The 12669-nt window shown below is 63.7% G+C and carries 10 protein-coding genes; 3 read left to right on the top strand and 7 right to left on the bottom strand.

Annotated elements, in window-relative coordinates:
* Positions 1–18 precede the first annotated feature (18 nt).
* Positions 19–582, bottom strand: a complete 564-nt coding sequence (locus KHO31_RS32165) for a hypothetical protein (RefSeq protein ID WP_201085845.1) — start codon at positions 580–582, stop codon at positions 19–21.
* A gap of 109 nt (positions 583–691) precedes the next feature.
* Here KHO31_RS32165 and KHO31_RS32160 point away from each other — a divergent pair, with 109 nt between their 5' ends.
* A complete protein-coding gene (locus KHO31_RS32160) occupies positions 692–1591 on the top strand; it encodes a helix-turn-helix transcriptional regulator (protein ID WP_201085844.1) in 900 nt (299 codons plus the stop codon).
* A complete protein-coding gene (locus tag KHO31_RS32155) occupies positions 1588–3492 on the top strand; it encodes a DUF3857 domain-containing transglutaminase family protein (protein WP_201085843.1) in 1905 nt (634 codons plus the stop codon). Before KHO31_RS32160 ends, KHO31_RS32155 begins: the two co-directional genes overlap by 4 nt.
* A 101-nt stretch (positions 3493–3593) precedes the next feature.
* Here KHO31_RS32155 and KHO31_RS32150 read toward each other — a convergent pair whose 3' ends face one another.
* The 5 genes from KHO31_RS32150 to glgC form a co-directional block, all read right to left on the bottom strand.
* Positions 3594–4745, bottom strand: a complete 1152-nt coding sequence (locus KHO31_RS32150; RefSeq protein ID WP_201075340.1) for a branched-chain amino acid ABC transporter substrate-binding protein — start codon at positions 4743–4745, stop codon at positions 3594–3596.
* Between the two features lie 369 nt (positions 4746–5114).
* Positions 5115–5576: a hypothetical protein gene (locus tag KHO31_RS32145; protein WP_201075338.1), complete on the bottom strand. Its 462-nt coding sequence runs from the start codon at positions 5574–5576 to the stop codon at positions 5115–5117.
* 155 nt (positions 5577–5731) lie between these two features.
* A complete protein-coding gene (gene pdxY / locus KHO31_RS32140; protein WP_201075337.1) occupies positions 5732–6598 on the bottom strand; it encodes a pyridoxal kinase PdxY in 867 nt (288 codons plus the stop codon).
* Positions 6599–6819: 221 nt separating this feature from the next.
* Positions 6820–8280 carry a glycogen synthase GlgA gene (gene glgA, locus KHO31_RS32135; RefSeq protein ID WP_201075335.1) on the bottom strand — a complete coding sequence of 487 codons (1461 nt, stop codon included), beginning with the start codon at positions 8278–8280 and terminating at the stop codon, positions 6820–6822.
* A 109-nt stretch (positions 8281–8389) separates the two neighbouring features.
* Positions 8390–9655 carry a glucose-1-phosphate adenylyltransferase gene (glgC, locus tag KHO31_RS32130; protein ID WP_201075333.1) on the bottom strand — a complete coding sequence of 422 codons (1266 nt, stop codon included), beginning with the start codon at positions 9653–9655 and terminating at the stop codon, positions 8390–8392.
* A gap of 419 nt (positions 9656–10074) precedes the next feature.
* On the opposite strand from glgC, the gene KHO31_RS32125 reads away from it, so the two are divergent.
* A complete protein-coding gene (locus KHO31_RS32125; protein WP_201085842.1) occupies positions 10075–11256 on the top strand; it encodes an alpha/beta fold hydrolase in 1182 nt (393 codons plus the stop codon).
* A 161-nt stretch (positions 11257–11417) separates the two neighbouring features.
* Here KHO31_RS32125 and KHO31_RS32120 read toward each other — a convergent pair whose 3' ends face one another.
* Positions 11418–12413 (bottom strand): LLM class flavin-dependent oxidoreductase, encoded by a 996-nt coding sequence (locus KHO31_RS32120; protein ID WP_201075331.1) that lies wholly within the window; start codon positions 12411–12413, stop codon positions 11418–11420.
* Positions 12414–12669 lie beyond the last annotated feature (256 nt).

Here is a 12669-nt window from a genome sequence, read left to right as displayed (position 1 = left end):
TACGCCGGGTTGAAACCCTTATCTCCAGCCCGCAGCCTGGCTTCTGCGCCGCGCGTGAAACTCGGCCTCGAGCGCCCACGTCACGCCGTCCTGCGCCAGTGCGACCCCGGTCCACCGGAACGAATCTCTCGTGATATCGGTGAAATTCCACCGAATCGGCGTGCCGTCAGCGTGCGTGCCGATCTGCACGAGATCGTCGCCGACGCGCCGGCCCACCAGTTCATCGCGCTGACCGGTCAGCGGATTAATGTAAGTCACGCGCCACGCCCGCAGCGCCGGGTCCCACACTCGCAGCGTGGTGCCGTACATGGTGTCGGCGGGCGCGTCGCCCGCATGACGCTCGCTGCGTGGCGGCATGATCCACACGTCCTGTACGGCGCGGCCCTCCAGTACCCAGCCGAAATGAATCTCGCCGCGGCGGCGCGCGTTGCCGAGATCGACGCGGTAATGCAGCACATCCATGTCCCAACTGCCGATCAGCCAGCCGTAGACGTCGTCGGCGGCATCGATGTCGGCGGCGCGTGCCGGGGCCGTCAATGCGGCGTGAAAGCCGTGTTCGAGGGTGTCGTCCAGCCTGTTCATCGTGTGTGCTCCTTTGGGCGTTCAGTGAAAGCGCCATCGCCGGAACGCGCAAAACCGCGCCGGCCGCCGATGTGCTAAAACCACGATACGGACTCAGCCGAGGTGCATCTTGGGGAAAATTGCCGTCACTTTGCAGCAGGCGCTCGCGCAACGCGCACGGGAAGGCACGCGTGGCAGCACAAGCGCGCGCCCGCTGGCTCAGGGCGCGGGCTGGGACGTCGCGGACGTCCTCTGCACTTTCGGCCCACGCGACCAGCCGTTCGAAGAGCGGCACGCCGGCGTGTGCATCGCAATGGTGGTCGCCGGGTCGTTCGGCTACCGGGCAGGGACGGGTCGCGAGTTGCTCACCTCCGGCGCGCTGCTGCTCGGCAATCCGGATGACTGTTTCGAATGTGGCCACCGGCATGCGGCCGGCGATCGCTGCATCGCCTTTCGCTATGCGCCGGCGTACTTCGAGCGGCTTGCTGCGGACGCGGGCATCGCGAGCGGCAATCTGAATTTCAGGCGCGCGCGCATCCCGTCGCTACCTGCGGTGTCTCCGCTGATCGCGCGGGCCTGTGTCGGCGCGTCGGATGCAGGCGACCCGGTGTGGGACGAACTCGCGGTCGAACTGGCCGTCTCGACGCTCAGCGCGGCGGGTGCGTTGACGCGCGCGGAATCGCCCGCAAGCCCCGCAGCCTGGTCGCGCGTGGCGCAGACGGTGCGCCTCATCGACGACACGCCTGGCGCACCGCATACGCTCACGAGCCTCGCGGCCGCAGCTGGCCTGAGTGAGTTCTACTTCCTGCGCACGTTCCAGCGTGTGACCGGCGTGACGCCGCATCAATATGTGCTGCGGGCACGTTTGCGAGCGGCGGCGCTGCGTCTTCACGACGACGGCGCGAAGGTTGTCGATATCGCGCTCGATTGCGGCTTCAACGATCTGTCGAACTTCAATCACGCGTTTCGCGCGGAGTTTGCGTCGAGTCCGCGTGCGTGGCGCGCGCGGGGCAGGGCGCGTGGTGCATGACGCGGTGTGCTGCGTTCATGAAGCTGGCCGCCGCATTGGCGCTGGTTGGGTGCGCAACCGTCTCGCAGGCTGAGGGCGGCGCCGCAAGCAACCCCGGCACCCCCAGCGACGACCGCTCCCCCTCGACGATGGAGCGCGACGTCCATCTCTTCGTGATCCAGAAAGACGGTTCGATCGAAGAACACGACGACACGGTCCTGCGGGCCAACACGACGAGCGGCGTCGACGATATCGCGCAACGCTACGTCTGGTTCAACAAGGACATCGAGCAGGTGCAATTGCTGGCCGCGGAAACGATCGACCCGAACGGTGTCACGCATCCGGTCGGCCCCGAGGCGATCCGCGACGTGCAGGAAGCACGCTCGGCCGGCGCGCCGAGTTTCAACGATGGGGTGTTGCGCACGGTGATCTTTCCGGGTGTCGAACCCGGCTCGCGCGTGCATCTGGCGTTTCGCAAGACGCGCACGAAGCCCCTGCAAGCCGGCACGTTCGCGTACCTGGTCGAACCGACGCACGACCCCGTCGAGATGCAGCAATTGATCTTCGACCTGCCGGCCGACGTGCCGCTTTATGCCGATGCGCGCGGCTACGTCGCGCTGCCGCCTGTCACGGAAAACGGCCGCACCCGCTACGAATTCGACTACCGGCACGGCCCGTATGCGCCGCTCGAAGCGGGCGCGGTGGGCTATGCGAACTGGGGCGACCGGCTGATGGTCTCGACGGTACCCGACTTCGCGAGTTTTGCAGCACGTTATCGCGGTCCTGCTGCCGACCCGACGATGAGCGATCCGGCGATCGTGCAACTCGCGCAGAGTCTGACCGCAGAGGCCAGCGACCCGCGTACCAAGGCGCAAATACTGTACGACTGGATGCGCCTGAATATTCGCTACGTCGCGCTGTTTCTCGGCGAGACGGCGGCGATCCCGCATAGGGCGATCGACATCCTGCACAACCGCTATGGCGACTGCAAGGATCACGTCGCGTTGTACAGCGCGCTGCTTGCCGCGGTCGGCATCCGCAGCGAGGCCGTGCTGCTCAATCTCGGACCGTACTACAGTTTGCCGTCCGTGCCGGGGTATGGGGCAAGCGCGATCAATCACGCGATCGTCTGGATTCCTGATCTATCGTTGTTTGCCGACACCACGGCAGGCGGCATGAGTTTTGGATATTTGCCGCCGGGCGTGATGGACCGGCCCGTCTTGCTGGTCGACGACGGCGTATTGGCTCGCACGCCGGCCACCCAGTTGCGCGAGCGTACGGCGCGCCTGCAAATCGACGTCGATGAGCGTGGGGCGGCGAACTACGCTTACCGCGTGGAAGAGGCCGGCTATACCGCGGAGCTCGAACGCAATATGTTTCGACGGGCAACGCGTCAGCTTACGCAACAGATCGCCGCGAACCGGCTGTTGCAGACTGGCTTGCATGGCACGGCGCACCTGCTTACGGGCGACGTGGCCGCCACCGATGGACCTTTTTCCACCTCGATGCAGGGACGGGTGGAGCATTTTGTCTGGACCGATGGGACGACCGCTGTGCCGACCCTGACGAGCTTATCCGGCGGCATGGCCGGGCAGGTGCAGGCGTGGCTGGCGGAGCCTTCAAGGACGCAGCCTTGGGCGTGCATCGGAGGCGAATTCGATGAAACGCTGGAAATGACGCTGCCGAAGTTCGTCCGCGTGACAGATGTGCCGCCGGATGCCGCGGTGAAGGATCGTTTCTTCGAGTTTTCTTCTCGCTACGTGTTCGATCCCGCCGGGCGGGTCTTGCAGGTCAGGCGGCACCTTCAGGCCGCGTTTGGGCATCAGATGTGCTCTGCCGATGAATTTGCCGGCGTGAAGGATGATCTGGTTCGGATCGAGCGGGATCTCGATTCCGAGGTGGTGGTGCAGGTTGTCAGGTAGGCGCGTGTGGCATCGGCAGGGGCATCAGCATCGGCAGTGGCGGTGAAAAGTACCGCCACTGCCGCACGAACTACAACGCCGTCATGGGCAAAAAGAGACGCTTAACTTCCGCTCTTGGTCACGATAGGAACCCAGCTCCCGTTCTTGACCTGATACAGCGTAGAAGCGCCGCTCTTCAACGCCCCGGTGCCGTCGAAAGAAATTTTTCCAGTCACGCCTTCGTAATCGATCGTCTTGAGAACCGGTCGATAAACCGCCGGCGAGGTGGATTTCGCCTGCTGCATCGCCTTGATCGCGGCCCAAGCTCCGTCATACCCAAACGGCGCGTACGACAGGATATCCACCCCGAACCGCTTCTTGAATTTCGCGGAAAAGTCCTTGCCGCCCGGCAACTGGGCCAACGGTCTGCCATATTCCCAGGCCATCGCGCCTTCGGCCGGGTCGCCCGCCAGCTTGATGAAGTCCTGATCCATCACGCCGCCGCCGCCCACCAGTTGCGCGTTCATCCCCAATTGCTTCATCCGCTTCGCGAAGCCTGCCGCCTGTGTATCCAGACCGCCGAAGAAAATCAGATCCGCGTTGACCGCCTTGATTTTGGTGATCTGCGTGCTGAAGTCCACCGCGTGATTGTCGGTGTATTCGCGTGTCACGATGTTGCCGCCATGCGCCTTGACCGCCTTCTCGAACTCGTCGGCCTCGCCCTGGCCGAACGCGGTGCGGTCGTCGATGATCGCAATGCGTTTGGCCTTCGTCACCTCGACGGCGTAGACGCCCGCGTTGCCGGCGTTTTGTGCATCGGTGGAAATCACCATGAAGGTGTTCGCAAAACCTCGCCCGGTGATGATCGGATTGGTGGCGGCCGGGTCGATCACCGGAATGCCGGCCTGCTCGTACACCTGCGAGGCAGGAATCGTCGTGCCCGAATTGAAGTGGCCCACGACCACCGATACGCCCGCGTCGACCAGCTTCTGCGCGGCTTGCACACCGATGCGCGGGTCGGCCTGGTCGTCCTCTGACACGATCTCGAATTGCGCGACCTTGTCGCCGATCTTGATCTTCTGCGCGTTGGCTTCTTCGATCGCAAGCCGGACACCGTTCTCCAGATCCTTGCCGTAGCCGGCGTTGGCGCCCGTGAGCGGCGCGGCGAAGCCGATCTTCACCGGCAGGTCGTCGGCGAAACTGGCCAGCGGCGCGATCGCGAAGGTTGCGCCAACGAACAGTGCGAGCGGTTTTAGCGTGTTGCGAAGACTCATGTGGTCTCTCCTTCCATCGTCAGTTTCAGGTGTGAAAGCGGCAAGGCAGTAACACTGGATCGACGCCCCGAAGGAAATCCCCGGGGGGATTGGGCTGCGCGCGGTGGCGTTCCCATGCCGGTCAATCTGGCACGAATATAGAAAGCCAATTTGCGACCGTCTTGGCAGTTCGCGGCGCTTTGAATGAGCATTTCGGCATAGTCCGCGCAGCGCTTCGGCTGGGGCCCTGTCAGCGGCGCCACGCGAGTGCGGATTACGGCATATGCTTAAGAACGGGGATGGCCCATGTCCGCTGAAGAAGCGAAGGAGAGGCGGCCCGGAGAAGCCGCTCGGGAAACCGGCGCGAGCGCGCCGGATAAAACAACAAACTCAATGCTCGCCTTGCTGGCGCAGCAATTCTTCGCGCAGGCGCAACAGCGGCGCCTTGGTCGCTTCGTCGGCCCAGGTGTCGAGATCGTCGATGGCGCGCTGACAGCCGTCGAGCACGAGGTCGAGGTCCACCGGCACATTGTTGTTGAGCGCGAACTCGATGGTCTCGGCGAAATGCTGGCACTCGTCCTCGCCGTACGAAATGTCGAGGTTGTCGGCGATGACTTCGGCGATGTTGCTGCGCGCCTTGTCGTCGGCCGTCACCATGTCGACGATGCCGCGCGCCACCGCCGGCGAATAGTAAAGCGCGATGTCGAGCCACTGTGCGGGATCGAAGTCGGCCTGGTCGAACTGGTTCTCGAAGTACTCGATCGCTTCCTGCTCGTGCGCTTCGTCCGCGTCGACGCTCATGCACAACTGCTCAAAAAATTCTTCCCGCTCGCTGCGGATATAACCGTCCATCAATGCCTCGTCTGCTGAATGCCGGATGCCGGATGCCGGATGCCCGGACGCCCGGACTCCTGAAAAATGCGGTGCGGGCGGGTGATTGCCTCGCCTACGCGGCACGCATTATAGGACGGCGGCCTGACAAACGCGGGTCGCACGCCTCACGGCGGCTATGCCGTATCCGCGACCCAGGCGTCGAACCATTCACGCGGTTGCGCGATTTCGTCCTGCGCGGCCACCAGTTCCAGTTCATAGCGCCCAGCCTGCCACGTCGTTTTCACTACCGCGTTCACGGCGGCCAGCGTGTGCTCGAAGGCCGCGCGGATCGAATCGCCCAGCAGCGTGCGCGCGACGAAGACCGCGCTCGTCAGATCGCCGACGCCCACCGGCTGCCGCGCGAACGGGTAGAGCGGACGCTGCCCCATCCAGGCCTCGCGTTCCGTGACGACCAGCATGTTGAAACGGTCGGCGGGACTGTTGCGATCGAGCAGGTGTTTGACCAGCATGAGTTTCGGTCCGCGGGCGATGACCTCGCGGCACGCGGTCACGGCTTCTTCGAGCGTCTCGATCTCGCGGCCCACGAGGCGTTGCAACTCGGTATGGTTCGGCGCCATCGCGTCGGCCACTTGCGGCATGGTGCGCACCAGAAATTCCTGGATGCCCGGTTCGACCTTGCAGCCGCTCGCGGCGCCCATCACCGGGTCGCAGAAGTACCACGCGCGCGGATTGGCGGCCTTCACTGCTTTGACGATCTCCAGCACCGATTGCGCCTGCTCGGGCGTGCCCAGATAGCCGGACAGCACGGCGTCGCAGCGTGGCAGCATGCCGATCGCGCCAATCCCTTCGATGAGCTCTTCCATCTGCGAAGCCTCGATCGCACCGCCGGTCCAATGACCGTACTGCGTGTGGTTCGAGAACTGCACGGTATTGAGCGGCCAGACGTTGACGCCGAGCCGGCGCATCGGAAACTCGGCCGCGCTGTTACCGGCGTGCCCGAAGACGACATGTGACTGAATGCTCAGAACGTTTTTCGTCATGGTGTGGCCCGCGCAAGCGGTCATGCGCGATCAATGAAAACGGAAAGATGGCCGCGGTAACGAACCGGCTTCGGCCGGGCGCCTGAAGCGGCGTGGCTGTTTCAGATGGTGCAAGAAAAACGCGCGCTCTGCATCGTCAGGAAACAATACATGAGTTTGTCACACGCGAGTTGATCCGTCCCCGTGTTGTTGCGTCGAACCATCAAACGAATGAGGCGAGATCAGGCGAGTTCGCGGTACAGCGCCAGATAGCGCTCGGCGGAGGCACCCCAGCCGAAGTCCTGATGCATGGCGCGACGTTGCGCGGCTTTCCACTCGGTGCGGCGGTCGTAGAGCGCAAACGCGCGGCGGATCGCCGCGGCGAGACCCTTCGGCTCGAAACGTTCGAACACGAAGCCGGTGGCGAGATCGTCGGCGAGATTCTCGAGCGACGCGTCGACCACCGTGTCCGCGAGGCCGCCGACGCAATGCACAAGCGGCAGCGACCCATAAGCTAACGCGTACAGTTGCGTCAGCCCGCATGGCTCGAAGCGCGATGGCACCGCGATCACATCACTGCCGGCGATGATCGTATGCGCGAGTGTTTCGTCGAACCCCAGTTCGACCGCCACCGATTCCGGATGCGTGTGTGCAACGCGCTTCAACCCGTTTTCGAGCGCCGGGTCGCCGGTGCCGAACACCACCAGCTGGCCGCCGCGTTTGACAATTTCGGGGACCGTCTCGAGCAGCAGGTCGAGGCCTTTCTGTTCGGTCAGCCGGCTCACCACGCCGAACAGCAGCGCATCGCTTTTTTGCGCAAGGCCGAAGCGCTTCTGCAGTGCCTCCTTGCAGGCCAGTTTGCCGGTCAGACGGGTGTCCGTGTAGTGATCTTCGAGGAGCGCGTCGGTGGCGGGATTCCACACCGAATAGTCGACGCCGTTCAGGATGCCGCTCAGATCGTGCGAGCGATGGCGCAGCAGCGCATCGAGCCCGCCGCCCTGGGCGAGTGTCTGAATCTCGCGTGCGTAGGTCGGGCTGACGGTCGTGATGCGGTCGCTGTAGTAAAGGCCGGCCTTGAGGAACGACAACTGCCCATAGAATTCGACGCCGTGCATGCTGAAGAAGTCGTCCGGCAACGCCAGCTGGCCGAACTGGTGCGCGGGAAAAACACCCTGATAGGCGAGGTTATGCACCGTGAAGACGCTGCGCGCGAACCAGCGGCCGTGCTGCCGTTCAGCCGCCTTCAGATAGGCGGGCGCGAGCCCGGCATGCCAGTCATGCGCGTGGACGATCTGCGGGGCCCACGCCGGGTCGAGGTGTTGCGCGAGTTGGGCGGCGACCCAGCCGAGCAGGGCGAAGCGTTGCGCGTTGTCGCCGTACGGCACGTGTTCGTCGTTCAGATAGGGGTTGCCGGGCCGGTCATACAGCGCACCGGCGCGGATCACATAGACGATCAGGCCGTTCGACGGCAGCGTACCCTGTTCGAGCGTGACGCCCGGCGAGTCGAAACGGCGGCCCAGTTGCGCCACCGGCCGCAAGTCGGTCAAGCCGGCGACCACCGCCGGAAAGCCGGGCAGCAGCACCCGCACATCGGCGCCGCGCTCGATCAGCGCGGGCGGCAACGCGCCCGCGACGTCGGCGAGACCGCCTGTTTTGAGGAGGGGATACAGCTCGCTTGCGACGTGCAGGGCGCGAATCGTCATAGGCTCGGTCTCGTTCCTGTTAGTGCGGGGTGTGCTGCGTACGCATTGTCTGAGCGGCAAGACGGGCGGCGGCTTGTGCTACCCGTTCGTCTTGCCGTCCCGGCGAGGATCACGTTCCCTTCTGCCGCAGCGCTTCGGGCGTGACCAGCACCACGCCGTCGTCGGTGCGATAAAAGCGTTCGGCATCGCTTGCCGGATCTTCGCCGATCACCGTGCCGTCCGGAATGGTGCAGCCGCGGTCTATCACCACTTTCTGCAGCCGGCAGCTCGCGCCGACGGTGACCTGCGGCAATAAGACTGCCTCATTGATATTACAGAACGAACTTACTTTCACGTTCGACGACAACACTGAGCGTGAAATTTGCGAACCGGAAATCACGCAGCCGCCGCACACGATCAGATTGTTGCCGGTGCCTTGCAGGCCTTTCAGGTCGCGTACGAACTTGGCGGGCGGCAATTGCTCCTGATACGTCCAGATCGGCCAGTTGCGGTCATATAGATCGAGCGTCGGAATGGTGGACGCGAGGTCGAGGTTGGCTGCCCAATAGGCGTCGATCGTGCCGACGTCGCGCCAGTACGGCTCCACGTTCGGGTCCGACGATACGCAGGACATGCTGAACGGATGCGCGATCGCCGTACCTTGCGTGACGACGCGCGGCAGGATGTCCTTGCCGAAGTCGTGATCGGTATCGACGCTCGAGATGTTCTCTTCGAGCAGCGAATACAGGTAATCGGCGCTGAACACGTAGATGCCCATGCTGGCGAGCGCCGAATCCGGGCGGCCCGGCATGGCGGGCGGATCGGCGGGTTTTTCGACGAAGCCGGTGACGCGGCGGTTTTCATCCACGTGCATCACGCCGAAGGCCACCGCTTCCATGCGCGGCACCTCGATGCAGCCGACCGTGCAATCCGCGCCGCTTTCCGCGTGATCCGCGATCATGCGCGTGTAGTCCATCTTGTAGATGTGGTCGCCCGCCAGCACCACCACGTATTTCGGCCGGATCGAGCGGATGATGTCGAGGTTCTGGAACACGGCGTCCGCGGTCCCGCGGTACCAGTGGGCGCCTTCCACACGCTGCTGCGCCGGCCAGAGATCGATGAATTCGCCGAATTCGCCGCGCAGGAAGCCCCAGCCGCGCTGCAGGTGGCGCAATAGCGAGTGCGCCTTATATTGCGTGACGACCGCGATGCGGCGGATGCCGGAGTTCAGACAATTGGAAAGTGCGAAGTCGATGATCCGGTATTTGCCGCCGAAGTGCACCGCCGGTTTGACGCGCTTGTTGGTGAGCGGCCCGAGCCGCGTGCCCCGTCCGCCCGCGAGGACGATGGCGAGGGTGGTGCGTTGCAGATCGTTCAGCCGTGCCGGAGTTTCCATGTCTGTCTCCTGATTAGTATGCCCCGGATGTCCTGTTCGCCTGGTTCTGTTTCGCTGCGCTCGGCCATTGATTCGTGCTGCCAGGCGGCGCCGTCTTTGCGGGCCCGTCTGCTAGTTCTAGCACCGATTTGCTAAGGGCGAATAGTGTGAATTGTGCGGATGCCGCTCGTGCGACCGCCTTGCGAACGATCAACTCTTGCACGAGACGCATCCGTACGCCACGACACATAGAACGTGAGGTGAGCCGCCGCAATATGCGTGCCACACTGGCCGGTGCCGCCATGAGCCTGCGCGCGCGGCAGCAGAGTCCGGCGGCGCGTCGTAGAATTCTCTGCTCTGAACCGGGTTCGGGCGCTGGCTTGCCAGTGCGCGCGGCCAGCATGCTTCCCGTTGATTTCTCGTTGCAAGAAAAACAATCGATGAATTTCCGCCGCCAGTCTTTGTTCGCCATATTGAGCGCCTGCGTGCTAGCCGCCGCGCCAGGCGTTTTTGCCGCCACGCCGGCCAGCGCCGCCGTTGCGAAGCGCTCTGTCAGTCCTGTCAGTCCTGCTAACCCCGCTAGCCAGGCCGGTCCCGCGGCTATCAGCGCGGCTTCGGCTGCGGCCGTCGACAACAGCGGCCCAGCGTACGGCCCCGAGTTGCAGGGCTTCAACTATCCGGCGCCGGTCGAGCAGTACGACTTCACTTCGCAAGGCGTGGCGCTGCACATGGCGTACATGGATATCAAACCAGAGCACGCGAACGGACGCACGGCCGTGTTGCTGCATGGCAAGAACTTCTGCGCGGCGACGTGGGACGCGACCATTCATCGTCTGAGCGACGCCGGCTATCGGGTGATCGCGCCGGACCAGATCGGCTTTTGCAAGTCGAGCAAGCCCGCGCACTATCAGTACAGCTTTCAGCAACTGGCGCGCAATACGCATGCGCTGCTCGAATCGCTCGGCGTGACCGATGCGACTGTGATCGGCCATTCGACCGGCGGCATGCTTGCGATCCGCTATGCGCTGATGTATCCGCATGAGACTCAGCAACTGGTGCTGGTCAATCCGATCGGTCTTGAGGACTGGAAGGCGAAGGGCGTCCCGTCGTTATCCGTCGACCAATGGTACGAGCGCGAGCTGAAGACGACTGCGGACAGCATTCGCCACTACGAGCAGGCGACCTACTACGCCGGCCAGTGGCGTGCCGACTATGAACCGTGGGTGCAGATGCTGGCGGGGATGTACCGCGGCCCGGGCAAACAGGTCGTAGCGTGGAATTCCGCGTTGCTGGACGACATGATTTATACGCAGCCGGTGGTATACGAACTGGGCCACCTGAGCGTGCCGACCCTTTTGCTGATCGGCCAGAAGGACACGACCGCGATCGGCAAGGATGTGGCGCCGCCTGAGGTGCGCGCGAAGATCGGCCATTACCCGGAACTGGGCAAGGCTGCTGCGAAGGCGATTCCGCACGCGACGCTCGTCGAATTCCCCGATTTGGGGCACGCGCCGCAGATGCAGGATCCGCAGGCGTTTCATAAGGCATTGCTCGATGGCTTGGCCGCGGTGCCGGCTAATCGGAGAGTCTCTGAGCGCCGTTTGAGTTTTCGTGGAACTTAGAGCCAGGGTGTGGGCTTGAACTCGCATGGCCCGACCGGGCGTGGTGAGGATTGCGTCGGATCGACCCGATGCTCGTGTACTTTGGGCAGCCATCCGATTGTCGAAAAAGAGAAGGGCGGCCTTTACTGATGCAGGCCGCCCTTTTTTACTTGCCGGCGTTGTTACTTACCGGCGCCCAACTCTTCGCGAACTTGCGCGCCGATTTCGAACGAGCGCAGCCGCGCCTTGTGATCGTAGATCTGCGCGGTCAACATCAATTCGTCCGCGCCGGTCTGATTGATGACAGACAGCAGTCCTTCGCGTACCGCATCGCGATCGCCGATCACCGAGCAGGCGAGCGAGTGCGCGACGCCGTTCAATTCCATCTCCGACGCTTCGAGCCGCTCGACCGGCGGCTGCAGCTGGCCGGGCGTACCGCGCCGCAGGTTGATGAACTGCTGCTGCAGCGACGTGAACAGCCGCCGCGCTTCTTCGTTGGTATCCGCGGCGAACAGGTTGACGCCGACCATCGCGTAAGGCTTATCGAGCGTTGCCGACGGACGGAATTGCTCGCGATAGATCTTTAGCGCGGTGAACATGTGATCGGGTGCGAAGTGCGACGCGAACGCGAACGGCAGACCGAGCGCCGCGGCCAGTTGAGCGCTATAGAGCGACGAGCCGAGCAGCCACAGCGGCACATGCAGGCCTGCGCCGGGGACTGCGCGAATGCGCTGGCCCGGCACGGGGTCGGCGAAATAGCGTTGCAACTCGACGACGTCGTCGGGGAAGGACTCTGCGCTATTTTGCAGATCGCGGCGCAGTGCGCGGGCGGTGGTTTGATCGGTGCCGGGTGCGCGGCCGAGGCCCAGGTCGATGCGGTTGGGATAGAGCGAGGCGAGGGTACCGAACTGTTCTGCGATGACAAGCGGTGCGTGGTTCGGCAGCATGACGCCGCCGGAGCCGACGCGGATTGTCTTCGTCCCACCGGCGACGTGGCCGATCACCACCGCGGTGGCCGCGCTGGCGATGCCGGTCATGTTGTGGTGCTCTGCGAGCCAGAAGCGGCGGTAGTTCCAGTTTTCCGCGTGTTGCGCGAGGTCGAGGGTGTTTCTGAACGCGTCTGCGGGGGTGGCGCCTGCGGCGACCGGTGCCAGGTCGAGGACCGAGAAGGGGATCATTTTCTGTTCATTTGATGTTTCGGGCGCTTTCGCGCGATGGGGCATTGTGGCAAAGGTTTTGGTTTTCTGCAGACGGTGGTGCGATGTCCACTTTCGTGGAAGGGGGTTTGGTTTTTGTGGTGCCTGTCCAGGCTGGGGGTTGCGTGGCGCTTGTTCGTCTGTGCTTTTGTGGTGTTGGCCTTTCCTTGCATTCTTTTTGGTCTATTAGCGTTGCCCCTGTGCGGGGCGGCACCTACTTCTCTTTGCTGCTGCAAAG

This window comes from Paraburkholderia domus (genome assembly GCF_905220705.1).
Classification (GTDB): domain Bacteria; phylum Pseudomonadota; class Gammaproteobacteria; order Burkholderiales; family Burkholderiaceae; genus Paraburkholderia; species Paraburkholderia domus.
Note: the sequence above shows the minus strand (reverse complement) of the source record. Positions and strands in the feature narration are given on the sequence as shown.

What these genes read in the sequence shown, in the direction of transcription:
- glgA (WP_201075335.1), bottom strand. Translation starts at nt 8,280, where the DNA reads ATGACGATTCGCGCCCTGCACGTCGCAAGCGAGCTGTATCCCCTCCTC.
- KHO31_RS32120 (WP_201075331.1), bottom strand. Translation starts at nt 12,413, where the DNA reads ATGATCCCCTTCTCGGTCCTCGACCTGGCACCGGTCGCCGCAGGCGCC.
- KHO31_RS32125 (WP_201085842.1), top strand. Translation starts at nt 10,075, where the DNA reads ATGAATTTCCGCCGCCAGTCTTTGTTCGCCATATTGAGCGCCTGCGTG.
- KHO31_RS32145 (WP_201075338.1), bottom strand. Translation starts at nt 5,576, where the DNA reads ATGGACGGTTATATCCGCAGCGAGCGGGAAGAATTTTTTGAGCAGTTG.
- KHO31_RS32165 (WP_201085845.1), bottom strand. Translation starts at nt 582, where the DNA reads ATGAACAGGCTGGACGACACCCTCGAACACGGCTTTCACGCCGCATTG.
- KHO31_RS32155 (WP_201085843.1), top strand. Translation starts at nt 1,588, where the DNA reads ATGACGCGGTGTGCTGCGTTCATGAAGCTGGCCGCCGCATTGGCGCTG.
- KHO31_RS32150 (WP_201075340.1), bottom strand. Translation starts at nt 4,745, where the DNA reads ATGAGTCTTCGCAACACGCTAAAACCGCTCGCACTGTTCGTTGGCGCA.
- glgC (WP_201075333.1), bottom strand. Translation starts at nt 9,655, where the DNA reads ATGGAAACTCCGGCACGGCTGAACGATCTGCAACGCACCACCCTCGCC.
- pdxY (WP_201075337.1), bottom strand. Translation starts at nt 6,598, where the DNA reads ATGACGAAAAACGTTCTGAGCATTCAGTCACATGTCGTCTTCGGGCAC.